Below are 25,086 nucleotides of genomic sequence, written 5' to 3'. Positions count from 1 at the left end.
CCAGCGGATACTGAACAGGCATCTCCCAACCCGCAAAATCAACCAGCTTGCCTCCCAACTCAACATGGAGATCGTAGAGAGGAGTGCGTTTTAAGTCAGTCATAGCTGTAGCCTTTCAATCAACGGGACTGGTCACGGACAACCATGACGGTGCAATGCGCGTTGCGCACAACACGGGCCAGGTTCGGGCCAATCTCATAGTTCGGGAAATCGCCTTTGGTCGACGCCATGACGATCAGATCAAAGCCGTCCTTATAGGCAAGCTTCAGAATTTCGCGGTAGACGCTGCCTTCTTCGACATGCACCGGCACATCAGAGGCATTGGCATGATCCAGTATGGCCTGAACCGCACCCCGCACGTGGTCTTTGGCGCCTGCGCCATAGTTGGCGGGTAGGTTCGGCAACTGGATGATCTCGGGGATGACGGCGACCGTGTGCAGTTCGGCACCATAGAATTTTGCCTGTTCCAAAGCGACCGGCAAAGCCAGTTTCCACGAGCGGTCGTCAGTGTGATCAATCGGCAGCAGGATTTTCGTGGCCATCACGTCTCTCCTCGAGATAGAAAATTTGTTTCAAAGGCGGGGGGCCGGGTTGGCCCCCCGTTTTATTTTGTCAGTGCCGAAGTTATTCGGCAGGTGAGCCGCCCGGTTCTTCGGACTGACCGTTCGAGGCAAAGAACTCTTTCGTCAGTTTGAAGACGATCGGGCTCAGCAATGCCAGAGCGATCAGGTTCGGGATGGCCATCATGGCGTTCAGCGTATCCGCCAGCAGCCAGACAAAGCCCAGATCTGCAGTCGCACCGAAATAGATCGCAACGATCCAAAGGATGCGGTAGGGCAGCAGGGATTTGACGCCCAGCAGGAACTCAACACATTTCTCGCCATAGAACGACCAGCCAAGGATGGTGGTGAAGGCAAAGATCGACAGCGCGATTGCGATCAGGTGACCACCGCCCGGAAGCGAGGTTGCAAATGCCAGCGAGGTCAGAGCCGCGCCCGACTCACCCGAGGTCCATGCACCTGTCGAGATGATAGCCAGACCGGTGATCGAGCAGACGATGATAGTGTCGATGAATGTACCCAGCATCGCGATCAGGCCCTGATTGACCGGACCTTTGGTCTCGGCTGCTGCGTGTGCAATCGGAGCGGAACCCAGACCGGCTTCGTTCGAGAACACGCCACGTGCCACACCAAAGCGGATGGCGGCCCAGACAGCTGCACCTGCAAAACCGCCTTCAGCGGCAGATGGGGTGAAGGCGTAGGTGAAGACCAGCGACAGGGCGTTACCGATTTCGCCAATGTTGATGATCAGAACCAACAGGCCAGCGACGATGTAAGCGATCGCCATGGCCGGAACCAGTTTACCTGCGACGGCACCGATGCGGGTGATGCCACCCAGGATGACGGCTGCGGTCAAGACCATCAAAACAATACCGGTGACCGAAGTATTCACACCGAAGTTCGATTCCAGAACCTGTGCCACACCGTTGGCCTGTACGCCGTTACCGATGCCGAAGGCCGCGATTGCGCCGAACAGAGCAAAGGCAACGCCCAGCCAGGCCCATTTCGCGCCGAGGCCATTTTTGATGTAGTACATCGGGCCGCCGACGAAGTTGCCCAGCTCATCTTTCTCACGATATTTTACCGCACAGACAGCTTCGGCATATTTGGTGGCCATGCCCACCAGGGCGGTCATCCACATCCAGAACAAAGCACCCGGACCGCCCAGGAAGACAGCAGTGGCCACACCGGCGATGTTACCCGTACCGATGGTCGCCGACAGCGACGTCATCAGCGCGTTGAACGGGCTGATCTGACCGTCACCCTGACCTTCGCGGCCTGCGAACAACAGCTTAAAGCCAGTGCCGATGCGCAGGATCGGCATGAATTTCAGCCCCACCTGCAAGAAGAAGCCGACGCCAAGAATGAGAACCAGCATGAGCGGCCCCCACACGACGCCATTGATGGCCCCTACGATTGAATTTAACGCTTCCATGGTTTCCCTCCCATTTGCGTTTGGATTATGCCCCGTTGGCGATAGCCCGTTGGCGGGCTTGCTTGAGGGCGGCAAAGTCTTCGTCCGCATGGAACGACGAACGGGTCAGCGGGGTTGCTGACACGTGCAGAAAGCCCTTGGAGCGCGCGATTTGCTCCAGTTGGGCGAATTCGTCCGGAGACCAAAAACGATCAATCGGGTGGTGTTTCGCGGTCGGTTGCAGGTATTGCCCGACCGTCAGGAAATCGACCTGAGCCGCGCGCAGGTCATCCATCACCTGGCGAACATCGTTCAGGGATTCTCCCAACCCGACCATCAAGCCGGATTTGGTGAAGATCTCGGGGTTGGCGCGCTTGGCATCGTCCAGCAGCCGCAGCGAGGTATAGTAGCGCGCGCCGGGGCGAACGGACGGATACAGGTGTGGAACGGTTTCCAAATTGTGGTTGAAGACGTCTGGGGCAGCCTGGAACACGACATCCGCCGCGTCGCCTTTACCTAGAAAATCGGGGGTAAGAACCTCGACCGTTGTGCCTGGGTTTTGGTGGCGGACGGCCCGAATGGTCTGAGCGATATGTTCGGCCCCGCCATCAGCCAGATCGTCCCGGTCCACGGATGTGATCACCACATGGCGTAGGCCCAGCTTTTTCACCGCGGCAGCGACGCGGCCCGGTTCAAAGGCGTCCAGTGCATCGGGACGGCCCGTGGCAACATTGCAGAAGGAACAACCGCGCGTGCAGACCTCACCCATGATCATCATCGTGGCGTGACGCTTGGACCAGCACTCGCCAATATTGGGGCAGGCGGCCTCTTCGCAGACGGTCGCCAGATTGTGGTCGCGCATCAGACGGCGGGTTTCGTAATATTCGGCGCTGTCGCCCTTTTTCTTGCGAATCCACTTGGGCTTACGCGGGATGACACTGTCTGCCTTCTTGGCCTTTTCAGGGTGGCGGGGGCGAAGCTGGATGGTCATCTGGCAGGTCCCTCTTAGGCGTGGATTGCGCGGCCCATGGCGTCAAGGCAGGCTTCTTTGACCGCCTCGCCCATGGCTGGGTGTGCATGACAAGTGGCAGCGACCTCGGCGACGGTTGCGCCTTTGGTCATGGCCAGAACCAACTCGGCAATCAGGTCTCCTCCGTGGGCGCCACAGATGTGGGCGCCCAGGATTTTGCCGCTTGGGTCCGCCAGAACCTTGACTGCGCCGTCGGTGTCGCCGGTCGAACGGGCGCGCGAGTTGGCCATGAAGGCGAACTTGCCAACCGAATACTCGGAGCCAGCCTCTTTCAGCGCTTCTTCGGTCAGACCGACCGAAGCGACCTCGGGGTCGGTATACACGACCCCCGGCACGGTGTTGTAATCGACATGGCCAGCTTGTCCTGCGAGAGTTTCCACGCAGGCGACGCCGTCTTCTTCGGCCTTGTGCGCCAGCATCGGGCCGGGCACGCAGTCGCCGATGGCGTAGATGCCGGGTACCGAGGTCTGGAACGTCCCATCCACCTCGATGAAGCCGCGCTGATTTACTGTAACGCCCAGCTCCTCCAGGCCCAGCCCACGGGTGACAGGGCGGCGGCCCACAGCGATCAGGACCTTATCAGCCTCGATCACTTCTTCTTTGTCTTTGCCGACGCGATCAACGGTCAGCACCAGACCGGTATCGGTCTTTTCGACCGTTTTCAGCGCACGACCCAGCTGGAATTTCAACCCGCGCTTGGACAGTGCGCGTTGTGCCAGCTTAGCGATCTCACTATCTATGCCGGGTAGAACGCGGTCCAGATACTCGACCACGGTAACCTTTGCGCCCAGACGGGACCAAACCTGCCCCAGTTCCAGCCCAATCACACCTGCGCCGATCACGACCAGATGGTCCGGTACGCTCTCCAATGCAATCGCACCGGTTGAACTGAGGATATCCTGCTCGTCAATCTCGATCCCCGGCAGCGAGGTCGGTTCCGAGCCAGTGGCGATCAGAATGTTATTTGCTTGATAGACATCATCGCCGACCTTGACCTGTCCGGCGGAGGGGATGCTGGCCCAACCTTCGATATGGTCGACCCCGTTTTTCTTGAACAGAAACGCGATGCCTTTGGTCAGGTCGCCTACGATCTTGTCCTTACGCCCCATCATCGCGGGTACGTCGATGCTGGCCCCCTCGACCGCAATGCCGTGGGAGGAGAGATGTGCAAGTTCGGCATACTTGGCCGAGGAGGTCAGCAACGCTTTGGAGGGGATGCACCCCACATTCAGACAGGTCCCGCCAAGTGCCCCGCGCCCTTCGACGCAGGCCACTTTCAGTCCCAGCTGAGCCGCGCGGATCGCAGCGACATAGCCGCCAGGTCCGCCCCCGATGACAATCAGATCGTAGGTCATGACGCTAACTTTCAGTAGATCGGGTGGCTTGTGCACAGGGCGCGCACTTTTTCACGGGTTGCTTTTTCAACGGCTTCGTCTCCGCCCGGGTTCTGCGCCAGCGCGTCCAGAACGTCACCGATCAGATGGCCGATCTGCTTGAATTCCTCGGGGCCAAAGCCCCGGCTGCAACCGGCCGCAGTACCCAGACGAATACCGCTGGTGATGGTGGGTTTCTCGGGGTCACCGGGCACGCTGTTTTTGTTGCAGGTAAAGCCAGCGCGTTCCAGCGCGGCTTCGGCGTCTTTACCGGTTACGCCAACCGGGCGCAGATCCACCAGCATCAGGTGGTTTTCCGTGCCGCCCGAGACGATGTCGCAGCCACGTGCCATCATAACGTTGGCCAGAGCCGAGGCACTGTCGACGACGCGCTGCATGTACTCTTTGAATTCGGGTTTCAGAGCCTCACCGAAAGCGACGGCCTTACCGGCGATCACATGCATCAGCGGGCCGCCCTGCAAACCGGGGAATACGGCTGAGTTGATCTTTTTCGCCAGCGCTTCGTCATTGGTCAGGATGATGCCACCGCGCGGACCGCGCAGGGTTTTATGCGTGGTCGATGTCACGATATGAGCGTGCCCGACGGGAGAAGGGTGCAGGCCGGTTGCAACCAGACCGGCGATATGCGCCATGTCGGCTAGCAACCAGGCGCCAACCTCATCCGCAATCGCGCGGAAGCGGGCAAAGTCGATTTTCTGTGAATAGGCCGACGCGCCTGCAATGATCAACTGGGGCTTTTCGGCCTTGGCCAGTGCTTCGACCTGATCATAGTCGATCAGCCCCGCATCGGTCAGACCATATTGGATCGGACGGAACCATTTGCCGGATTGCGCCGGTTTCGCGCCATGGGTCAGGTGACCGCCCGCGTCCAACGACATGCCCAGAATGGTGTCACCGGGGCTGAGCAGCGCTAGCTTGACCGCGCCATTGGCCTGGGCGCCCGAATGGGGCTGCACATTCGCAAATTCGCAGCCAAACAGCTGCTTCAACCGGTCGATGGCTTCCTGCTCGACCTCATCCACATATTCACATCCGCCATAATAGCGGCGGCCGGGATACCCTTCGGCATATTTGTTGGTCAGAACCGAGCCCTGAGCGTCAATCACAGCCTGAGAGACGATGTTTTCAGATGCGATCAGTTCGATCTGTTCGGCCTGACGGGCGCCCTCGCGTGCAATCGATGCAGCAATGGTCGGATCGGCCTGTGTAAGCGACGTTTTGAACATGGTCATCTCCTCTGATTTCGAATCTCCGGTTCGAAACTATGTTTCCTATAGTGGAATTGATTCCCTTAAGGCAACATAAATCTCTTATTCGTGAAGTTGCGTGCGACTAAGGGAATATGTAAGCTGGAAAGAACGGGGAGATTTTCATGGGCGAAGACCAAAGAAACGAAGGGGTTACACCCGAAGAACTGGATGAAGGGGCGGCCTTGGGGCGTTCCATCCGCGACGCGCGACGGGAAAAGGGCTGGACTCTGGAAGAGGCCGGGCGTGCAGCAGGTATCGGGCGATCGACCCTGTCGAAGATCGAAAACAATCAAACCAAACCCAGCTTTGAGATCGTGCGGCGGTTGACACAGGCGCTGGATATGAACCCTCCGCAACTTTTTCTTCAATCGGGTCAGTCAGGCATAAACGGTCGGCGGGACTATACCGCTAAGGGGCAGGGTGAGTTCCGGGAAACCGCCACCTATTTGCACGAATTGCTGTGTTCGGATCTGACAAGCAAACGCATGCTGCCCTATGTGGCCACGATACGGGCCCGCGATATCTCTGAGTTTGACCCCTGGATCCGACATTCGGGCGAAGAATTCATGTACGTGCTGAGCGGCGAGTTGATTTTCATCTCGGAACACTACCGCCCTCTGCCGATGAAAGCGGGTGATTCGCTGTATTATGACAGCAGCATGGGGCATGGCTGTGTGTCGACCAGTGAAGAAGACGCGCAGGTTCTTTGGGTGTCGTTGGAATAGGTCGTGTACCTGGGAAACTTGGCGTTACCGCAGTTTATCACCTTTCCGGTGTGGCTTGGGTTTCGCGCACAGAAGAACTAAAAACCCAGTTTGTGGAAGTTTCAATATTGAGATCAGACGTCTTGGGATAGACCGCTAAAACCTGCTGTGATCCTTTGCTGTCGCGGTTTAAGAACAATCTATGCAGTCAACTTCGTTTAGTTGGCGTCAAACACATTCGTTACCAAACCGCGATTCCGGAACCCCAATACCGCTGAAGCTTGAATTTCCGTGGGGCGAGCAAGAGTTTTGAGGAGGGAGAAACACGTACTTATGGTCGCGTGGTTCTCTTGGCCCTCAGCCCATTGAAAGCGCATATTTGGTGCTTTCCTATTGGGCTCATAAGAAGATTGATGCCGGTGAAAACCCCGACGCCCTCATCAGGCAGGTTTTGGAAGGGAGCGAAAGTGTCGCGGCCGTTGGCGTTGCTGCCTCGATAATACTTTAGACTCAGCATGTCTCCGAAGTCAGTCTTCCCGTCATCGCGAATTTTAGGATTTGGGACATGGACATCAACCGGCAAGCTCAGGAGTTTGGACGTGGACTAAACTTGATGGGCATAGATCCACTGCAAGGTACGACCGACAAAGAACGCGAGGCGCTAAAATATCTTGATGAGAGAACCCACAAGACTCGCACCCTACAAAGCATGGCTCCTATAGCTTTGTTTTCGGCCTCGGATGAGCTGCGCGACGCCTTCAAATCAAAGATTGCCGGGTACGAACATCACCTGCCGATTTATTTCAATGAGGAATTTGGCAACGTCGAGCATATCGAGGCTGTCAGGCGCAATGCCGAAGAGTGGGCACGAATGGTCGAAAGCACCAGCTATCAAATTTTTTCTAAGCCTGACACTGAGGGCATGTCGGAGATTGCATAAGTGCCTCCCCAGCCGACCACGGAAGACGGCAAGAAACAACAGAAAGAGGCAAGGGATAAACTAAACGAATACAATGTGTTCTTTTGGGCAAAGGCGCGGCTCAGTGGCGAAGCTCCTAATCCAGACTAGGCGCCCGAGGATGTAGTAAGTTTCGCCAAGGCGCGGGCTAGACACGATTCATTCTGTTTTTTTGGAACGCGCGGGTGAAGGGGTGCACCAGGCCGCATTGGCAGCTGTGGCCGCGCTTACCCGGTTGTTCCGGCCCTGTCCCGATGGCAAAGCAATAATCGCCATTGCGATACCGGATATCGCTGCATTTGAGCAGGAGGATTTCCTCAATCCGAGAGCCGATTGTAAGAACGATAAGCGGAACCCAGTAGGTCGCATCCCGGATGATAAGCTTGCCTCGTTTCCACCGGCGATGGGCCGAAAGACAGCCGGTGAAAATCGGCGACGTCAGGAACTTTGCCAGGCGTTCTTCGGTCCAGGGTATTTGGATCTTGGGCATGGTCACGCGCACATAGAGCTCATCATTCGGGGCCTGCGCCGCGATGTGCCCTTCGACCTCTTTATGGGACAACGCCTCTGGAGGATTGATGCCGAGGTTCTTGGCACTCTTGAACATACGATTCCGCCCATCCCGATCTCGCTTGATAGTAGTTATGGTGCGGCGTGGAACCAGGTTATCGGCCAGGATCACCCGCTTTTCTGCAACCGAGATATCGTCTCGCCCCCTGATCTCTTCGGTCACCAGGAGGTCATGAGCATCAGCTGCAGAGATCTCGGTCGCCTTCGAGATTATCTTTCCTTCTTTGTTAAAGCGGTTCTTACCGTGACTACGACCTTGGGTGCGGGGTAGTCGGGCTTCCCAAGCAAAGAACTCTTTTTGCCGTTCCTCGTGATCGCCGAGACGGGAATATCGCCGAAGAATTCCAGCGTCAGCTTTTCTAGGGCATTGATGTTGCCCTGAATTGACGGGGTTGGATGGTTTTTCCGGGGTCTGGCCCCAAGCGTGTGAGAGAAGAACGGGCTCCTGAACGAAGCCGTCGAATTCTTGATACCATGTTCTTTGAGCAGTGCACGGCTGGCAGTCCGCACATCGTCGCCATCGGCTACGTCATTCTCGATATCGTTAATGCGCCACTTGAGCGAAATGGCCTGGCGACCGAGGTCCGGCGAGAGCGGATTCGGCAAGGCAAGCGATTTCATTTCACTGGCTTTTTTAAGCAGCTCTTGAACTCCCTCCCAATTTCCGCGCCTGGCGGCGCGGCGCAGTTTCTTGTTTTCAGCTTCGAGTTTTTCAATGCGTTCGTTCACATCTTCGTTGGACAGACTACCCATGCTGTTCTGCTCGGCCAGGATCCGGGACAACTCCACCCGGAGGGCTTCATTCAGCAGGGCCTTGGCGTCGGCAGGGGGCAGGGCAGTTGTATTCAGCGTGTCCACGATTTCGATCTCCTTTTGCTCGCAGACCGTGAAGAGCCTTGCGGCTCACATCACGGCGTCGCGCGGGAGATCGGTTCGCAACGAAAAACAGAGAAATGAGTTTGTTTGAGGGTTTGATAAGCTTCTGCGTAGGCGCTTGCGGAAATAGAAATACCGGCCCCTTCTCATAAGGTAGGGTCCGGCGCAGAGCTTGGGTTTTCGGTGGGACGAGTCGGCGCGCTTGCGGGCATAGCGCGCATCGGCATGTGTTACACTATGTGTCACAGTTTCGGATGGCTGTGACACATCGTTTTTCAGGGACTCTGTAAAGCTCTTATTTTCTTGGATTTTTTGAAGCATGTGGCTGGGGTGGTAGGAATCTTTGCCGTCCGATGAAACCTAAGAGCTTTTCCAACCGGCGGCCGAAACTGGGGCGGTTCCGGGGCATTTCGGGAGGGAACACGGGGCATGCCTGACCGCTAGAGAGGTCGTTAACCCGTGCCGACAATTGCTGACGAGACCGCTAGATCGACCGTTCACTGGCGCTGACTGGACCGCTGACGACTGGTTCCGGGTGCTGACGGGTAGTCGCTGGTGCTGGCGGTTGGGTGGGCTTTGGTGGCGCTGGGGCGATCGTTCGAGCGGATTGCTGTCAACGTCCGCAACGAGCCCATACCCGACCGACATCGTAAATCGAACTATTGTTGTGGCGAGTACCAAATCGGCGAAGTGTAGGCCCGTTCCTGTGTTGTTAATTGGACGCCATCCGGCATGTCTATTCCGAACTTCACTGCATCATACGCCGTCCAGCGAGGGGTCGGAATTTCAATAACCCGGGCATAATAAAATGCGCTTTCCGAGGGATCGAAATCCGGGTCTTCCCACACAGTTCCCAGCTCAGAGGCTCCAATTGTGTTGGTCCACGAGGGGATAGAGAGGTCCACTGTGGTGCCTACTGACGGCAACTTGCCAACGGCATCTGGTTCGCGGGAACCAGACCAGGCCACGTCGTAGACTTTTTCCCGTTGCTCTCCATCTGCATCTAACCAGCCCTTTATGATCTGGATTCGATCCAGGTTTGCTCCCATCGGATCACGAAGCGCATATACCAGAAAGGAAGGTGTGCCTTCACCAGGGTCAAGATCACCACCCATCGGCACCCCTTTGCTGTATCCCACAAGCGCCAAGTCGCGCCGTAACGCATCTTCTTCGGCAAAAGAGTATCCTCCGAACATACGGACGCGCATTCGAGGTCCTGTAGTTGCGTAGGTTTCTCGCCGATGCATCGCATCCCAAATGGCTTCTCGGGAATTCTCCTGCGCCCATACTGCGGTTAGACCGCCAGTAATGTATTGCGACGAAAGCAGCGCAACAGTCCCGTCAGCATAGGTCTTACTGACATGTTGGCTGCGCTCTTCGCTGGGCTCGTAACCGGTAAACTTCCCGAAGAAATTGTCGTTATCTGGAGCCGTTAAACCTGTGTGTGTGTCACTAGCCCCACCCAGGCCAAACTTGAAAGGGTTTACTCCCAAAGCCTTTTCCAAAGATAAGCCTCGAAGTAACCCGGATCGAGCGTATTCACCGGGCAACATTTCTGGCTCTTTCGGAACCGAAGCATCCAGATTGCCGTAATCCCATGTTTCGAAGTCAGCAAATTCATCGTCAGGTGATAGGAACGGGTGGGCCTCACCATCTCCCTTAATCTGCGTTGGTTCGTATAGTCTTTCCCATTTGTTTCGCGCTTCTGCGTATGCGGGGTCTAACGGCACACCATCCGCGAAGTCATCGACTAACGGGAACATCCAGCCGTTAGACAAGTTCCCATTATGTGGAATAGCAAGAACACGCCCGCCTGTCGTTTGTTCATAGTTCTCCAACCACTTCCAAAGATCACGAGGGTTAGGTGAGCCCACAGGTGGCGTTGTTGTATAAGGCAGTATCTGTCTTGTGAGCTCAGGGCCATCGCGAAAGATCACATTTCGGTGCAAATTGTTCCCTGCGACGAGAGATGTCCATTCATAGGCAATAAAGGTGCTGAACACGCCCGGATCATTGTACTCTTCCGCGGCATCGATAATTTCGTCCCAAACACGGGCATACGCAGGGTTGCCTGGTTGATAGTTTAGCGCAGGGGAAACCTGTCCTTGCGCAAACGCGGCTGTAAGCTCAAGCGCAGTCGCTAGAGCGGCTTCTCCGCCCTTATTGAATTCTTCATGGAAATATCTGCCTTGCTCATCTGCCAAGATATTGGGAGCACCTCCGATGATATCGGTAATCGCACCCATAGCATCCGAATGATCTGTAATTATGAAGAAATCGAGAGGCCTCGACAACTTTACAGGTTGCCCCGTGTTCGACACAACTTCTTCGCCATGCGCAAACCGATAGGCATCATGAGGCATGAGGCGCGTACCGCCCCCACCAGCATCCCCGGAAAGACCAGTGTGAACGTGAGTGTCACCAAAATAGACTTGAGTTGGATACGCACGTTCGGCGTAAGGTGAATAAGGTCGACCGGAAGGGCCTGAAAGGCCTGACGGATTTATTGCATCCTGAGCTAGGACTGGGCTCCCCAGAATGAGAGCTGCCGGCAAAACATAGCGAAACAATTTTTCCTCCATAATTGAAGGCACCATAGCATAACTCTGCTCGGGAAGTTATTTCGACTGAGTTTGAAGGTTTGCTAAGTCCGCACAGCCGGCGCTGGTCATGTCGGGACAGACCACAAGCCCGATAGAAAGCGTCGGTTGACCGGTGTGAGCCCTTTTGCGTCTTTGCTGAGGAGCGAATAACAGATCATCAAGGATGTTAAGTGGGTGGGTACAAGGTTACGAACACGTTTTCTGTTCTCCAAAATCTTAGGCACTCAACAGAGCAGCTTCAACCGCTTTCGCAATACTAAGCAGATCGAGGTCAGCCTCCGGGCGCCCGTCAAGTTCCAACCCCACAGGTAGATGATCCCTTTCTGATGCACTCAGGGGGATTGATATTCCCGGAGCACCATAGACCCCGGTTGCAGCAACGTTTCGCATGAAAACAGGCAATATAGGCACATATTCACCGTTCAGGAAAACGGCCGCATCAGATCCCTCAATTGGGGGGGCTTCAAGTGGTGCAGTCGGAAAGATCAGGGCATCGAGTCCAAATTCCTCAAACAGCCTTAGATAAATCTGTCTGATCCCATCAATCCTGGCGATTGCCTCACGATAAGTAGTCTCTGATGGCGCGTCGTCACCCAAGACCGAATTGACATACGTGTTCTTGACGTCCTTGCTAGCGATCTTGTCGACCATGTCCTGCAATGTTGTGTTTGGTTGCTTTTGCGCCAGACAAGCAGCCATTGCATTTTTCATTTCGTAAAAACCAGCGGAGAACCCCACTTCGAAAGATGCCGCGCTTATCGGCGATATTTCGACTTCGATCAGGGTAACGCCAGCCTGTTCGAGTTTTGCGAAAGCATCGCTGACAGCGCGAGACACATGGGGCGAAAGGTTCACCATGTAGTCTTTTACTAAACCCAGGCGCAGACCTCGCAGGTCACGAGGTTCAGGCATTGTTTGATGAGTCATAATTGAAAACAGATACGCAACGTCTCCAACGGTTGTCGCCATGGGGCCTGCAACGTCAAACGTCGGGACAGAAGGGACAATGCCGTTCATATCTATCAGCGACGTCGAGGGTCGAAACCCAGCCACGCCTGTCAGTGCGGCGGGAACCCTGATCGAACCCGCGGTATCGGTTCCGAGCCCACCCAAAACGATCCCGGACGCAATCGCTGCAGCGGTTCCACCTGATGACCCGCCCGGGATGCGGGTAAGATCGGCGGGGTTTCGAACGGCACCAAACGCTGCGTTGTTAGACGTCACCCCAAAGGCAAGTTCGTGCATGTTCGCTTTGCCAATAACAATTGCACCCTCGGATGTCAGGCGGGAGACAATCGGGGCCGACTTCGAGGCAACATAATTGATACTCGGGGTGCCTGCTGTGGTCCGATACCCTTCAACATCGATATTGTCCTTGATAGCGAGCGGTATACCCGCCAATCGCCCGGTGTTGCCGCCAGAGCCAATCAACAGATCCACCCGCCTCGCGTCTGCCAAGGCCTTGTCCCGGTCATATGAAATGAAAGCGTTGATTTCACTGTTGGAAGCCATCTCATCAAACGCCTGCTCGACGAGCGAAACCGCCGAGAGCGATCCGCTGCGAACCTGATTTGCTTTTTCAACAATAGAGCCGGACATCTGCTGAATACGTACCAAAGTTATGAATGCGTCTGAAGTTTATATTCGTCGATTCTCCGGTCAGCACCAAACTGTTCGACGGGAATTCACTCAAACGCGTAGATGCTTCATAGAATGGGCTAGGTTTTTGCGAATGCTGCAAACGGCAACTTCGTTCGCCTGACGGAAACTCGTCCAGAATGCTTGAATATCCGCTCCCCTAAAAACCGAGCAACTTCCTGCATCTAAATAAAGAAGCAACTGCAGGAGTTTGATCCATGAAGTACCTGTCTGCCCTCGGCGTTCTCGTTGGGGGTTTTCTTTTGCACCCACCGCCCAAGGCTGTCCTGACGACGATGCTCTGGGTGGTTGCTCGGTCTCATCCCGCTGTCTCGGCGCTGGTTCTGCTGGCGGTTCTCTGGACGTGGAGACATGGAGGCGACGATGACTGAACTGGAGCTAAACCCCGGCGACGTCGTGGTCGTCCGGGCCTTCGATGACGTTCCTGAACATCTGTTCCGCGTGGATGAGGTGTTTGAAGACTGCGTGACCGGCTTTGCTGTCACCGGCCCACTGGCTGGTTCTTACGGCGAACCAGCCCTCGAGATGATCCTGCGGATCGTCTCAGACACCTGAACCCATCCCAATCCTAAATCTGAAAGGAGGAGACCTATGTCTGCTCATATTCGCTATGCCTATCTGAAGGGCTATACGTGGCTGTATAGACGCAACTATCCCGTTGACGTTGCTCTCGCGCTGGGCACTCAGGCGTTGATGCAGAGCCTCAAGACCGGAGATCGTAACACCGCCCGTGTCCGAGCCGCCGAAGTCAATGCGCGGTTCGAGACGCTGGTGGAACAAGTTCGGTCGCAGGCAGAAGACGTCCTCTCTGCACCGGAGAACACCGCTGACGTTCCTGATTGGATCGATCAACCGGAGTCGTCTCTCGTCCGTCTCCGGGCCACTCTGGAGGACTCTGGATGCAATCTCGAGCGGTCTAAGTTCATCAGGCCATCATCGCCGGTGAAAGTGCCGGTTCGTGACCTGAGCCGGGCCTATCTGAACAAGCGCAGTAACGAACTATGACCCAGCGGGTTCAAATCGATCCGATACTCTGTCGGGTATTCACTAGTCGCTTTGGTGGCCAGTCTGTTTGCAGCCCGACACGGGATGACGGGCGGGACTTCCTGTCCGCAATAGCCCAACTGTCTCCGATGATCGGCAAGTCGGAACGAACCTGTGGGCTGACCCTGGACCAACTGGTCGCGTACTCGTCTCGTGGGTCGGTAACCATAACGGCCAGAACCCAGCGGCGTATCTGGTCGCAGGTCAATCACTTCCTCGACTGGGTTGTTTATGAGGGGCATCTGGAAGTTAACCCCTTCCGAACCGTTCTGTTCGCCCGGAAGATACGTCCTCAACCCTATGCAGTTCCGACTGACGATGAAGTGTCGCGGTTGCTGGGAGCCAAGGACCGCGACCTGCATCCGGTTCTGCTGACCTGTCTACTATCAGGAATGCGCGCGGGGGAAGCGGTCGGGCTGCTCCGGGAAGACCTCGTGACCAAGGGCAACCTCGGTTGCTTCTTTCATGTTCAACCCAATGAACTGCGACTGCTGAAGACCGACGCTGCCGAACGGTTGGTTCCGGTTCACCCGGCGCTGGATGAGACGTTCCGGCAGTTGCCTAGCCATGGCCCTCTGTTTCCTGACCTGACCGTGGCGCATGTCACCAAGGGGTTTGCGAGACTGAGACGAAGGTTGGACTTGGAACGACCGGGACTGGTGTTTCACTCGACCCGCAAGTGGTTCATCACCCAGTGCGAGCGAACAGGTGTTCTTGAGCCTTTCACGGCATCTCTGGTTGGCCACCAATCGGCACGGTCAGAGAACGGGATCACCTATGGCATCTACTCGGCTGGCATCAGTGATGAGCAGCGTCGGTCGATCGTCGATCAGATCCAACTCCCGACATGACTTTCCCGGACATTGAAGCGTTCGAGGAGCGAGCAGCAATTGCCGAATACGATGGCGGCTGCACCCGTAAGGCAGCGGAAAATCTGGCGGCTCGGGCTCAAGGGTTCTGGGATGCGGAAGCCTACTGGCAGTGGCTGGCTGACTATGTCGTCCACCGAAGGCCACCCTGACAACTAACCCTCGGCGGCCCTAAGCGGGTTGCCGGGGGAAGCTCACTTTGTTTTCTTTTTTCAGGAGCGGGCGTTGGTTGAGGGTTGGCTGAATGACCGTTCTGCGGACGAAGCGGACAAATATACCATCCGGTTTTCCGCTGCCGACTCAAGCAAGTAGGCAACCTTTCGACCCTCTGAGCCAACTAGTCGCTTGCTCTTTGCATCGCGTCTTCGAGCTTTTGAATGTCGGCTTGACTCAACTGGGGCCGGTCGATTTTTATCGTTAGCTTTTCCAGTTTCGCGGTTAGTGGGAACGGTGGTTGGTAGTCGTCGTCGTTAACGCCAGTCAATGTATCAGAACCTATGTCAAACGCCTCGTCCCACTGAAGGGTGGTGGGAATAGTGTTCTTCATCTTTTGGGTTGCTACGACTTCGCCATCGACTTTCAGCGTCCCGGTGCCACCCTGACCTAAACCACTGGTGCTTCCATATGCGAGGGTTTCTGGTCCGAGGCCGTCATATTTGAAGTCAAACTCCAGAGTGTGCTTTCCGGGTGCCAAGGCTTCTTTGCCTTCCCATTTGATCCGTTCGAGATTCAACATATTCCAGAGAAAGACTGGCTTGCCATCAAGTAGGTAGAAACCATAACCGGCAAAGCGGCCGCCTGATGTCAAAATCATGCCTTCAGCACCACCTTCGGGCACATCTATCTCTGCTGTAATGGTGTACGAGCTGTTAAGAATACTTGGGGAATCTCCCTGAGGAACCCCAGTCATTGGCCGGACATAAACGAACTCGTTTCGTCCCGCCGCAATGCTTGGCCGAGGCAATGAAATTCTGGACGTTACCGAGGCATCCATCGGGAAGACCTGATACTTATTTGCTTCTTCTATAAATATAGCCTTCAGTTCTTCGATCTTCTCTGGGTGCTGCGCCGCCAGATCATTTCTTTGATTCATATCGGTGGTTAGATCGTAAAGCTCGAGCACTTGATTGTTCAAAGGGTCAGGGTTGGGCGTCTTCGGCGTTTCCCATGGCATCCGGTTTACTTTGGTGCTCAGTAACCAACCTTCGTGATACAAAGCCCATTGTCCCATCATTTCAAAGTACTGAGTTCGGTGACGGCTCGGTGCATCCTTGTTTTTCTCATCGAAAGTATATGCAAAGCTGGTGCCTTCAATTGGAGATTGAACAATCCCGTCGACTTCCAACGGTGCATCAATTCCGGTGACTTCTAGGATCGTCGGCACGACGTCGATTACATGCATGAACTGATCTCGCTGACCACCTTTGTCTGCGATTCCGTCAGGCCATGACACCACCATGTTCTGTCGGATGCCGCCAAGCCTGTTTGCATTCTGCTTGAAGTAATCGAACGGAGTATCAAAAGCCCAGGACCATCCTGCCGACATGTGGTTGTAAGTCTCTTCGGTTCCCCAAACATCGTACCACTGCAACTGCGTTTTTGCAGGCATCTCTGCGATACCGTTGAACCAAGCCACCTCGTTCGGTGTCCCCATCGGCCCGCCCTCAGCCGAGGTGCCATTGTCACCGTTGATGTAGAAGATCAGCGTGTTGTCGCGTTTTCCGAGGTCATCAATTGCGTCGATGACGCGACCTATCTCATGGTCGGTATAGGCCGCATAGGCGGCGAAAACCTCTACCTGTCGAACGAAGAGTTTTTTCTCGTCGTCCGTCAATTTATCCCACGGCTTGATTTTGTCTGCAGGCCAAGGCGACAGCGTTGCATCTTGCGGGACAAGCCCCAACTTTTTCTGATTCTCAAAAATTGTCTGCCTAAGTGCTTCGTACCCGCCATCAAACAGGTTCATCGCCTCGATCTTCTCGACCCACTCTTTGGTCGGGTGGTGCGGCGCGTGCGTTGCACCGGGCACATACTTGACAAAGAAAGGCTTACTTGGCTCGATTTGGTGCAACCGCGAAATGTGGTCAATCGCATCGTCGGCCATTCCGGTGATCAGGTTCCACTCAGGATCACCTTCAAACGGGTAAATCGGGGTGGTGTTTCGATATAGGTTCGGCTGCCATTGGTTCGCGTCTCCACCAACAAACCCAAAAAAGTACTCGAAACCTAAACCAGTCGGCCATTTGTCAAATGGACCAGCCTGGCTCGCTGCAAATGCTGGGGTGTTATGGTTTTTTCCAAACCATGAAGTGGCGTAGCCATTGTCTGAAAGTATCCTCCCGATAGTGGCTTTGTTGTCTGGAATAATACTGTTGTAGCCGGGATACCCGGTCGAAGATTCTGAAATCACTCCGAACCCGACCGAGTGATGATTGCGGCCTGTCATCAAGGCTGCCCTGGTCGGTGAACAAAGTGCCGTCGAATAGATATTCGTAAAACTCAAACCCTCTTTTGCCAATTCATCCATCGTATCAGTCGGGATGACGCCGCCAAAAGTACTAGGAATACCATACCCAGCATCATCCAACATGATGAGGAGGATATTTGGCGCGTTCTCAGGTGGCACGACACGCGGCGGCCACCAAGGGGTTGAATTGGTCGCTTGCTCCTCAATTTTTCCCCCAAACACCGGAGGTTCCGGAGGCAATTGCCTGCCATCAATTGTGGTGGTTCCGTCTGGAGAGCCCACTTGCGATTGGGATAGCGCCATTTCGGTAGTGGAAACGAATGAGACCAATACTGCTACAGTTAGCTTCAATCTATTGGTTGCAGGCATTTCTAACCCTCCCTCCACATTGACACACGGGATTGCGGTCAACCTTATTTCCGTCGGTTTCGGGTTTTAGAGCCGCGCTAGACCAAATCCCGTAGTGATATTCATATTCAAGAATGTTCTATGTGTAGCACTAGATTTCCTTGGCACGAAAATTTTTTTTGCGACCGCTATGGGCTCAGACCAGTCGTTCGCAGCACTTGGATTGAACGAGCGCTCCGCCACTCAACAGCCCCAACCAGCTAGCACCAGCGACCACCCGTCAGCACCCGGAACCAGTCGTCAGCGGTCCAGTCAGCGCCAGTGAACGGTTATCTAGCGGTCTCGTCAGCACTTGTCGGCACGGGTTAACGACTTCTCTAGCAGTCAGGCATGTCCCGTGTTCCCTCCCGAAATGCCCCCGGAACCGCCCCAGTTTCGCCCACCGATTGGAAAAGCTCTTAGGTTTCATCGGTTGGCAAGGATTCCTACCACCCCAGCCAGCTCTTCAGAACATGGAACGACGACAGGCACTTGGAGCTGAACTCGTCGAGAAATGCCCCCGTTTATGCCCCAGTGGTTTCGGGTGTTCTGAAACCCTCTGACCTCTCATCTTTCCTAACCTCTAGCAGGAGTTCTATGGGGGTGGGGAATAGGTATAAGTAATGAATAGAAACCGGAGGATAGAGAGAACCTGGTATCCTCGTTCCTGATCCATAATACATAGAGGGAAGAGGAGGTTATGGGGGAGATAGAGGAACCATGGCACTCGCGACCGATCGACGTTTACCGTTAGTCGGATCACCTAGAGGTCGCCGCCTTGATCGACCGCATCTGGGGCGAGCATCAGCGTGGAACGGGGTTTGGGAGCACCTCGGGATTTCGAACGCTGACCCCAAAGGCGACCTTGTCGGGCTGACAGAAGTTGAGTGTCGCGTTAAGTTCCTTAAAACGGGGGAACGAATGGACAGACGTCTTACCACAGTGCTTGCGGCGGACATTGTCGGCTACTCAGCACTGATGGATCATGACCGTGAAGGTACGATTAGTGCGCTCAGATCATTCCGTGAAGATACGCTCCAATTGATGCTGAAAGCCCATGGCGGGACAATGATCAAAAGCTTGGGCGATGGTTGGATCGCCGAGTTTAAGTCCACATCAGACGCTGCAGATTGCGCCATAGCAATACAGTCGGCGCAGAAACCAGACAATATCAAGCTTCGAATTGGCATCCATACCGGCGAGGTTGTCACCGAAGGTGATGACATTTTTGGTGATGGAATAAATGTCGCTGCTCGTCTCGAAGCTATGGCCGAGCCGGGTCAGGTTTTGATATCGGACACGTCTCACAACAGTCTTGACCGAGGCGACGCGTCCAAATTCGACGGCGGCGAGCAGACAGAACTCAAAAACATCACGCGCCGCATCGGTGTTTGGTGCTGGCCCAAGGGCACTTCAGCCAATCTGTCACCAACGACAGATGTCAGACCTGGGATTGCAGTGCTTCCATTCGACAATATGTCTGGTGATCCCGAACAGGAATTCTTTGCGGACGGCATCACCGAAGACATCATCACAGAATTGTCTCGTTTCCGCTGGCTGATGGTTGTGGCCCGAAATTCGTCCTTCACTTTCAAAGGCAAAAACACGGATATACGCGAAGTCGGTCGCATACTGGGAGTGCGCTATGTTCTCGAGGGTTCAGTCAGACGAGCTGGTCAACGCGTCCGCATTACGGGGCAGTTGATTGATGCGGAAAACGGCAGCCATCTCTGGGCAGATCGCTTCGACGGCGTGCTTGATGATATTTTCGACCTTCAAGACAAAGTCACGCTGGAGGTCGTAACGGCGATTGAGCCATCTCTAAGGCACGCCGAAACCAACCGTGCGCGCGCAAAACCTACTGATAATTTGGAAGCTTACGAACTTTACCTTCGAGCGCAGTCGCATTTCCATCTTTTAACGGATGAAGACAACCGAGAGGCCATACGTTTGACGACCCTCGCATTGGATCGTGACCCAGACTATGCGACCGCATCAGGTTTGTTGGCTTGGTTGCATATTCAACGAATGGTTCAAGGGCTTGAGCCTATTGGCGAAGGGGCGAAAGAGGCCGTAAAGGCAGCCGAGCGGGTACTGCTGAGTGATCGTGCAGACGGGATCGCGCTGGCGTATGCTGCGCATTCAATCTCAATGCTGGCGCGGGACTTGCCACGCGCGCGCGTTGCTTTCAAACAAGCTCTCGAGCAAAACCCAAACGCAGCAACAGTTCACATGCTGGCATCCATCAACCTTTTTCTTCTTGATCGGCCGGAGGAGGCACTAAGTCACGCGATTCAGTCTGTCGACCTGAGCCCGCACGATCCGTTGCGCCATGCTGCTTACATTGCTCAGGCAAGCGCACTCTTTCATCTTGGGCGCTACGAGGAATCGGTTAAGGCTTGCCGAGATGCCTTATCTGTGCGTTCAAACTTCGTAATGAGTCATCTCATGCTGATTGCTGCTCTAGGACACCTCACCGACGATGATGCGGCTCGCGAAGCGGTTGCGGATCTTCAGGCGTTGCGCCCAGGGCTGACCGTAACCTCGGCACAGACTCAATTACCAATATTCACTGTTCCATCTTGTGCAAACAATTGGCGTGAGGGTTGGTTAAAAGCAGGTTTACCACAATAAGTAATCAGTCGCGTTGTCATGAACGCTTGAACTTTAATTGGCGAGGTCAGAGGACGTCAGAGCACCCGAAACCACTGGGGCACAAACGGGGGCATTTCTCGGAGGGTTTAACCCCAAGTGCCTGCCGCTGTTCCATGTTCCGATGAACTGGCTGGGGTGGTAGGATTCGAACCTACGATACACGGTACCAAAAACCGCTGCCTTACCACTTGGCTACACCCCAACGGTGAGGCGCTGTCTACGATTGTTGGTTGGAGGGTTCAAGGGCTTTCGAGTGAAAAAAACTGACTTGGAGCAAAATTCTTTTGCCACGCTCCCGACGGTTCAAATTGGCGAAAATTCCGGTCATGGATTGCCTATCTGGAAAAGGATTTATTGGTCACAAAGCCAATGGGAAAGGTCAGAAACCGTCGAACACGGCCTTTCTGTCCGAGGGGCGGCGGGTCTTTCACCCACGCTCTGAGCAGCATTTTGAAGCTGGGAAACACATTGACCCGGAAATTCACCCCGGAATTGCAAACGCCTTTCATTCGCAGAAAATGGCGTCTAAAATATTGAAATTAAATTATAAAAACAACCAATCAGGTTGCAGGATTTCTAGAAAATACGTAGCAATGCAAATGCACTGGTATCCCGCGTTACAGGAGACGAAGATGAAGCTGAACCCGAATGTCGCAGAAGCACTGAACCGTCAGATCAACAGTGAGCTTCAGGCATCCTATATCTACCTTGCCATGGCCGCATATTTTGAATCGCAGGACCTGCCAGGATTCGCGCAGTGGTTCCGCGGCCACTCGGATGAAGAACAAACACATGCCATGCGTATCTTCGATTTTTTGGCGCAGCGTGGTGGGAGAATCGAGCTGGAGGGTATCGACACACCCAAGATGGACTATGACTCGCCGGTCGAGGCACTGGAATATGCGCTTGCCAATGAAGAAAAGGTCACAGGTCAGATCAATGCGCTGTTTGAACTGGCGCACGGGGTCAAGGAATACAGCACGCAAAACATGCTGAACTGGTTTTTGGCCGAACAGAACGAAGAAGAAGACTTGTTTGGCAAGATTCTCGACAAGACCAAGGCGGCCAATGGCGATCGGTGGAACCTGTTGCTGTTGGACAAGGATATGGGCACGCGACCCACCCAGGCTACGGAATAGGCGACGGGACGGCTGCGGTCGCCCCCGTTACTCGCGGATTTCAGAGGGGTCGACTCCCCATAGGCTCGATTTCCGGGCCCAGCCGCGGTAACCGCCAGCAGAAATTTGGCACCAGTCCAGGCTGCAACTGCCTAGGCGCGCCACCACCCCGGATTCGAATTGGGCACTGATCTGCGCATTTGGGTCGGGGCTGGCATAGACAGGCAGCATTTCGGATTCGATCAATACGGTCCGCACACCGGACAGTAGGGCATAGTGAACCCACCCGCCGGCACCGTCACGGTCCTGAACCTTGCGCCAATTGCCGTATTCAGCCGTGATTTGCAGCGGCATGCCGCGCCGTTTGAACACCCAGTCGATTCGATGTGTTAACGAAGGACCACGCCGAACATTGCCCTCGGCGGCTTTCATCGAAACATATCTTGGCAATGGCAGGTTGGTCACAGGGCCGCGGGCATCCTGTGCGCTGGCAGCCAAAGTGCCCAGCACAAACAGAAATACGGACAAAACCACCAGAAGGCGGCGTTTTACCGATAGAAAACCACTCACTGACTGCCTGCTCTTGTGCCTGTTGATTTGGTTCCGAAAAAAGGTCGTCTCAATGCGTTGGGGTTCTTGTGCCCCGCCTTATCCTGCGCCACGATGCCATGGCGCGCGAAGGTTTGCAAAGCGATGGGAGGGCGAAAGTGCCAAGAGAACGTCTGAGTGTTGTTGTAACGCGACGGTTGCCCGAGGCAGTGGAAACCAGACTGAGCGAGTTGTTCGACGTCCAGCTGCGCGAGGATGACACCCCCATGTCGCGCGAAGAGCTGGTCGCAGCAGTTCAGAGTGCAGATGTCCTTGTTCCAACGGTGACCGACACAATTGATGGCGGTTTGCTGGGGCAGGCGGGCGAAAACCTGCGCTTGATCGCCAATTACGGGGCCGGTGTCGACAATATTGATGTGTCGACGGCGCGACAGAGGGGCATTCTTGTTTCCAACACCCCCGGTGTGCTGACAGACGATACGGCCGATATGACCATGGCATTGATCCTTGCGGTCACGCGGCGTTTTCCCGAGGGCGTTGGTGTGATGCAACGGGGGGATTGGACCGGCTGGGCGCCGACCGCACTGTTGGGTGGGCGGATCGGTGGACGTCGCCTTGGCATTCTGGGCATGGGTCGGATCGGCCAGGCCGTGGCCCGCCGTGCCCGTGTCTTTGGAATGCAGGTGCATTACCACAATCGTCGTCGCCTACGCCCTGAGGTCGAAGACGAGTTGGAAGCCACCTATTGGGAAAGCCTAGACCAGATGGTCGCTCGGATGGATGTTCTTTCAATTCATTGCCCGTCGACCCCGTCGACCTTTCATCTGATGAACGCGCGTCGGTTAAAGTTGCTGAAGCCCTCGGCGGTTGTCATCAACACCTCTCGGGGTGAAGTGATTGACGAGAATGCGCTGACGCGTCTGATCCGATCGGGTGATATTGCAGGCGCAGGGTTGGATGTTTACGAACATGGCACCCAGGTAAACCCGCGTTTGCGGCAATTGCCCAATGTTGTTTTGCTGCCTCATATGGGATCGGCCACGTTGGAAGGGCGGATCGAGATGGGTGAAAAAGTTATTATTAATATCAAGACCTTCGAAGACGGGCATCGCCCGCCGGATCAGGTTGTGCCATCCATGTTGTGACGCAGCCGCGCCGAAGGAACAATTTTTCAGGAGGATACGATGCGACGAAATCTGATTTCAGGATTGTTTGTGACGGCGTTGACCATTGGCGGGGCGTCCTTTGCGCAGGAAACAGCGGATGCGGTAGCACCCGAGGGTGCCTCGGACGGGCAGGTTCAGGGCCTGACCGACGAAGTGATTGCCTCGCTTGAGGCGAAGTTGGCCGGTCAGCCCGTGACTTCGCAGAACTGGATGGTTGCTGCGGCGAACCCGTTGGCCGTTGAGGCCGGAGCCAAGGTTCTGCGGGCCGGAGGGTCTGCGGCGGATGCCATGGTCGCGGTGCAGGTCGTGCTGGGGTTGGTCGAGCCTCAATCCTCGGGCCTTGGCGGCGGCGCGTTTCTGGTTTGGTACGACGCGGCAACTGGCAAGTTGACCACGCTGGATGGGCGCGAGACGGCTCCGCTGGAAGCGAACCACCGCCTATTCCACGATGAGAATGGTGAGCCCTTGCAATTCTACGATGCCGTGGTGGGGGGGCTGTCAGTCGGTACGCCCGGTACGCCAGCGTTGCTGGAAGAGGCGCACCGGCGTTGGGGTCGCAGCCCGTGGCCTAGCCTGTTTCAGGATGGCATCACGCTGGCGGATGAAGGGTTCCTTGTATCTCCGCGATTGGCAACTTTGGTCGAGGCAGATGCTGAGAGGTTATCGCGTTTTCCTGTGACGGCTGAATACTTCCTGCCCGGTGGTACGCCTTTGCAGCAAGGTCAGCGCCTGATGAACCCGGACTATGCGAACACGTTGCGTGTTTTGGCCAGTGAAGGGTCGGCCGGGTTCTACGGCGGTGAAATCGCCGCCGGCATCGTCAGCACGGTGCGCGGAGCGCCCGGAAATCCCGGAGTTCTGTCCGGCGTAGATCTGGCGCTGTATCAGGTGATTGAACGCGAACCGGTCTGCGCTGCCTATCGTGTTTATGAGGTTTGCGGCATGGGGCCGCCCTCATCCGGGGCGCTGACGGTCGGTCAGATCCTTGGCATGCTAGACGGGTATGATCTGACCGCGATGGGCCCCGAGGATGCGAATGCTTGGCGGTTGATCGGCGATGCGTCGCGTTTGGCCTTTGCGGATCGCGGCCGTTACATGGCCGATCACGACTATGTACCGATGCCCACGCAGGGTCTGGTCGATCCCTCCTATCTGTCTGAACGCGGGCAACTGCTGGGCGGCGAGGGCGCGTTGATCGAAGCGACCCCGGGCAATCCAGAGTTCGATCACGCGTCGAACTGGGCGGATGATGTTTCGCTCGAGTTGCCCTCGACCTCGCATATCTCGATTGTCGACCAATATGGCAATGTGCTGTCGATGACCACGACGATTGAAAACGGGTTCGGCTCACGGTTGATGACCAACGGGTTCCTGCTGAATAACGAGTTGACCGATTTCTCGTTCAAAACCCACAGCGATGGTGTTCCGATTGCTAACCGGTTAGAGCCCGGCAAGCGGCCTCGTTCTTCGATGAGCCCGACGATAGTCATGCAAGATGGCAAACCGGTATTGGCCATCGGATCACCGGGTGGAAGCCGTATCATTGGCTATGTCGCCAAGTCGATTATCGCCTGGGCTGATTGGGATATGGATGTGCAACAGGCGTTGTCACTGCCGCATCTGGTTAATCGCTTTGGCACCTATGATGTAGAGCTGGGCACCGCGGCCGAAGGGTTCTCGGACCAGCTGATCGAATTGGGGTTCGAGGTGAACCCGCGCGATCTGACGTCGGGCCTGCATGCGATCGAAATCGGAGAGGTCCTGACCGGCGGTGCCGATCCGCGCCGCGAAGGCATTGCGCTGGGCGAATAAA

22 protein-coding genes and 1 tRNA gene are annotated in these 25,086 nt (G+C 55.4%); 11 read left to right on the top strand and 12 right to left on the bottom strand.

Annotated elements, in window-relative coordinates:
- Positions 1–119 precede the first annotated feature (119 nt).
- From ACR0LY_RS08180 to glyA, 5 genes are all read right to left on the bottom strand, one after another.
- Entirely contained in the window at positions 120–542 is a 423-nt protein-coding gene (locus tag ACR0LY_RS08180; RefSeq protein ID WP_170347762.1) for a universal stress protein, read from the bottom strand.
- Between the two features lie 82 nt (positions 543–624).
- Complete coding sequence (locus tag ACR0LY_RS08175; protein WP_170347763.1) at positions 625–1,995, bottom strand: alanine/glycine:cation symporter family protein; 1,371 nt, start codon at positions 1,993–1,995, stop codon at positions 625–627.
- Between the two features lie 25 nt (positions 1,996–2,020).
- Positions 2,021–2,965 carry a lipoyl synthase gene (gene lipA, locus ACR0LY_RS08170; protein WP_170347764.1) on the bottom strand — a complete coding sequence of 315 codons (945 nt, stop codon included), beginning with the start codon at positions 2,963–2,965 and terminating at the stop codon, positions 2,021–2,023.
- Positions 2,966–2,979: 14 nt separating this feature from the next.
- Positions 2,980–4,359, bottom strand: a complete 1,380-nt coding sequence (gene lpdA, locus ACR0LY_RS08165; protein WP_170347765.1) for a dihydrolipoyl dehydrogenase — start codon at positions 4,357–4,359, stop codon at positions 2,980–2,982.
- 11 nt (positions 4,360–4,370) lie between these two features.
- A complete protein-coding gene (gene glyA / locus ACR0LY_RS08160) occupies positions 4,371–5,624 on the bottom strand; it encodes a serine hydroxymethyltransferase (protein ID WP_170347766.1) in 1,254 nt (417 codons plus the stop codon).
- A gap of 146 nt (positions 5,625–5,770) precedes the next feature.
- Here glyA and ACR0LY_RS08155 point away from each other — a divergent pair, with 146 nt between their 5' ends.
- Both ACR0LY_RS08155 and ACR0LY_RS08150 read left to right on the top strand, forming a co-directional pair.
- Positions 5,771–6,373, top strand: coding sequence for a helix-turn-helix domain-containing protein (locus ACR0LY_RS08155; RefSeq protein ID WP_170347767.1), 603 nt, complete (start codon positions 5,771–5,773; stop codon positions 6,371–6,373).
- A 544-nt stretch (positions 6,374–6,917) separates the two neighbouring features.
- Positions 6,918–7,292 carry a hypothetical protein gene (locus tag ACR0LY_RS08150; protein ID WP_170347768.1) on the top strand — a complete coding sequence of 125 codons (375 nt, stop codon included), beginning with the start codon at positions 6,918–6,920 and terminating at the stop codon, positions 7,290–7,292.
- Positions 7,293–7,458: 166 nt separating this feature from the next.
- Here the strand turns inward: ACR0LY_RS08150 and ACR0LY_RS08145 are convergent, their stop codons facing one another.
- The 4 genes from ACR0LY_RS08145 to ACR0LY_RS08130 all read right to left on the bottom strand — a co-directional run bounded on the left by ACR0LY_RS08145 (position 7,459) and on the right by ACR0LY_RS08130 (position 12,958).
- Positions 7,459–8,043, bottom strand: a complete 585-nt coding sequence (locus ACR0LY_RS08145) for a site-specific integrase (RefSeq protein WP_170347769.1) — start codon at positions 8,041–8,043, stop codon at positions 7,459–7,461.
- 47 nt (positions 8,044–8,090) lie between these two features.
- Positions 8,091–8,738 carry a hypothetical protein gene (locus ACR0LY_RS08140; protein ID WP_170347770.1) on the bottom strand — a complete coding sequence of 216 codons (648 nt, stop codon included), beginning with the start codon at positions 8,736–8,738 and terminating at the stop codon, positions 8,091–8,093.
- A 677-nt stretch (positions 8,739–9,415) separates the two neighbouring features.
- Entirely contained in the window at positions 9,416–11,326 is a 1,911-nt protein-coding gene (locus tag ACR0LY_RS08135; RefSeq protein ID WP_480640731.1) for a DUF3604 domain-containing protein, read from the bottom strand.
- Positions 11,327–11,575: 249 nt separating this feature from the next.
- Positions 11,576–12,958, bottom strand: coding sequence for an amidase family protein (locus tag ACR0LY_RS08130; protein ID WP_170347772.1), 1,383 nt, complete (start codon positions 12,956–12,958; stop codon positions 11,576–11,578).
- Positions 12,959–13,215: 257 nt separating this feature from the next.
- Between ACR0LY_RS08130 and ACR0LY_RS08125 the strand changes: the two genes are divergently transcribed.
- Genes ACR0LY_RS08125 through ACR0LY_RS08105 form a run of 5 tightly spaced genes read left to right on the top strand, consistent with a single transcriptional unit; the run spans position 13,216 to position 15,083 of the window.
- Positions 13,216–13,389 carry a hypothetical protein gene (locus tag ACR0LY_RS08125; RefSeq protein WP_170347773.1) on the top strand — a complete coding sequence of 58 codons (174 nt, stop codon included), beginning with the start codon at positions 13,216–13,218 and terminating at the stop codon, positions 13,387–13,389.
- A complete protein-coding gene (locus ACR0LY_RS08120; RefSeq protein WP_170347774.1) occupies positions 13,382–13,573 on the top strand; it encodes a hypothetical protein in 192 nt (63 codons plus the stop codon). The genes ACR0LY_RS08125 and ACR0LY_RS08120 overlap by 8 nt, the downstream gene beginning before the upstream one ends.
- Positions 13,574–13,609: 36 nt before the next feature.
- Positions 13,610–14,023 (top strand): DUF6538 domain-containing protein, encoded by a 414-nt coding sequence (locus ACR0LY_RS08115; protein WP_254440159.1) that lies wholly within the window; start codon positions 13,610–13,612, stop codon positions 14,021–14,023.
- Positions 14,020–14,913: an integrase gene (locus tag ACR0LY_RS08110; protein WP_254440160.1), complete on the top strand. Its 894-nt coding sequence runs from the start codon at positions 14,020–14,022 to the stop codon at positions 14,911–14,913. Before ACR0LY_RS08115 ends, ACR0LY_RS08110 begins: the two co-directional genes overlap by 4 nt.
- On the top strand, positions 14,910–15,083 hold the full coding sequence (locus tag ACR0LY_RS08105) for a hypothetical protein (protein WP_170347775.1): 174 nt from the start codon (positions 14,910–14,912) through the stop codon (positions 15,081–15,083). The genes ACR0LY_RS08110 and ACR0LY_RS08105 overlap by 4 nt, the downstream gene beginning before the upstream one ends.
- A gap of 185 nt (positions 15,084–15,268) precedes the next feature.
- Here the strand turns inward: ACR0LY_RS08105 and ACR0LY_RS08100 are convergent, their stop codons facing one another.
- Complete coding sequence (locus tag ACR0LY_RS08100) at positions 15,269–17,767, bottom strand: arylsulfatase (RefSeq protein ID WP_170347776.1); 2,499 nt, start codon at positions 17,765–17,767, stop codon at positions 15,269–15,271.
- A 939-nt stretch (positions 17,768–18,706) separates the two neighbouring features.
- On the opposite strand from ACR0LY_RS08100, the gene ACR0LY_RS08095 reads away from it, so the two are divergent.
- Positions 18,707–20,419: an adenylate/guanylate cyclase domain-containing protein gene (locus ACR0LY_RS08095; RefSeq protein WP_170347777.1), complete on the top strand. Its 1,713-nt coding sequence runs from the start codon at positions 18,707–18,709 to the stop codon at positions 20,417–20,419.
- Positions 20,420–20,567: 148 nt separating this feature from the next.
- Here ACR0LY_RS08095 and ACR0LY_RS08090 read toward each other — a convergent pair.
- Positions 20,568–20,642 (bottom strand) — tRNA-Gln (locus tag ACR0LY_RS08090).
- A gap of 430 nt (positions 20,643–21,072) precedes the next feature.
- Here ACR0LY_RS08090 and ACR0LY_RS08085 point away from each other — a divergent pair.
- Complete coding sequence (locus ACR0LY_RS08085; RefSeq protein ID WP_170347778.1) at positions 21,073–21,579, top strand: ferritin; 507 nt, start codon at positions 21,073–21,075, stop codon at positions 21,577–21,579.
- 27 nt (positions 21,580–21,606) lie between these two features.
- Here the strand turns inward: ACR0LY_RS08085 and ACR0LY_RS08080 are convergent, their stop codons facing one another.
- Positions 21,607–22,095 carry an SH3 domain-containing protein gene (locus tag ACR0LY_RS08080; protein ID WP_425081164.1) on the bottom strand — a complete coding sequence of 163 codons (489 nt, stop codon included), beginning with the start codon at positions 22,093–22,095 and terminating at the stop codon, positions 21,607–21,609.
- Between the two features lie 170 nt (positions 22,096–22,265).
- Between ACR0LY_RS08080 and ACR0LY_RS08075 the strand changes: the two genes are divergently transcribed.
- Positions 22,266–23,252, top strand: a complete 987-nt coding sequence (locus ACR0LY_RS08075) for a 2-hydroxyacid dehydrogenase (RefSeq protein WP_170349330.1) — start codon at positions 22,266–22,268, stop codon at positions 23,250–23,252.
- Positions 23,253–23,291: 39 nt separating this feature from the next.
- Complete coding sequence (gene ggt / locus ACR0LY_RS08070; protein WP_170347779.1) at positions 23,292–25,085, top strand: gamma-glutamyltransferase; 1,794 nt, start codon at positions 23,292–23,294, stop codon at positions 25,083–25,085.
- Position 25,086 lies beyond the last annotated feature (1 nt).

The sequence above is a fragment of the Ruegeria sp. BC5 genome, from assembly GCF_056539205.1.
The sequence above is the reverse complement of the archived record's forward strand: the minus strand, read 5'-3'. Positions and strand labels throughout refer to the sequence as shown.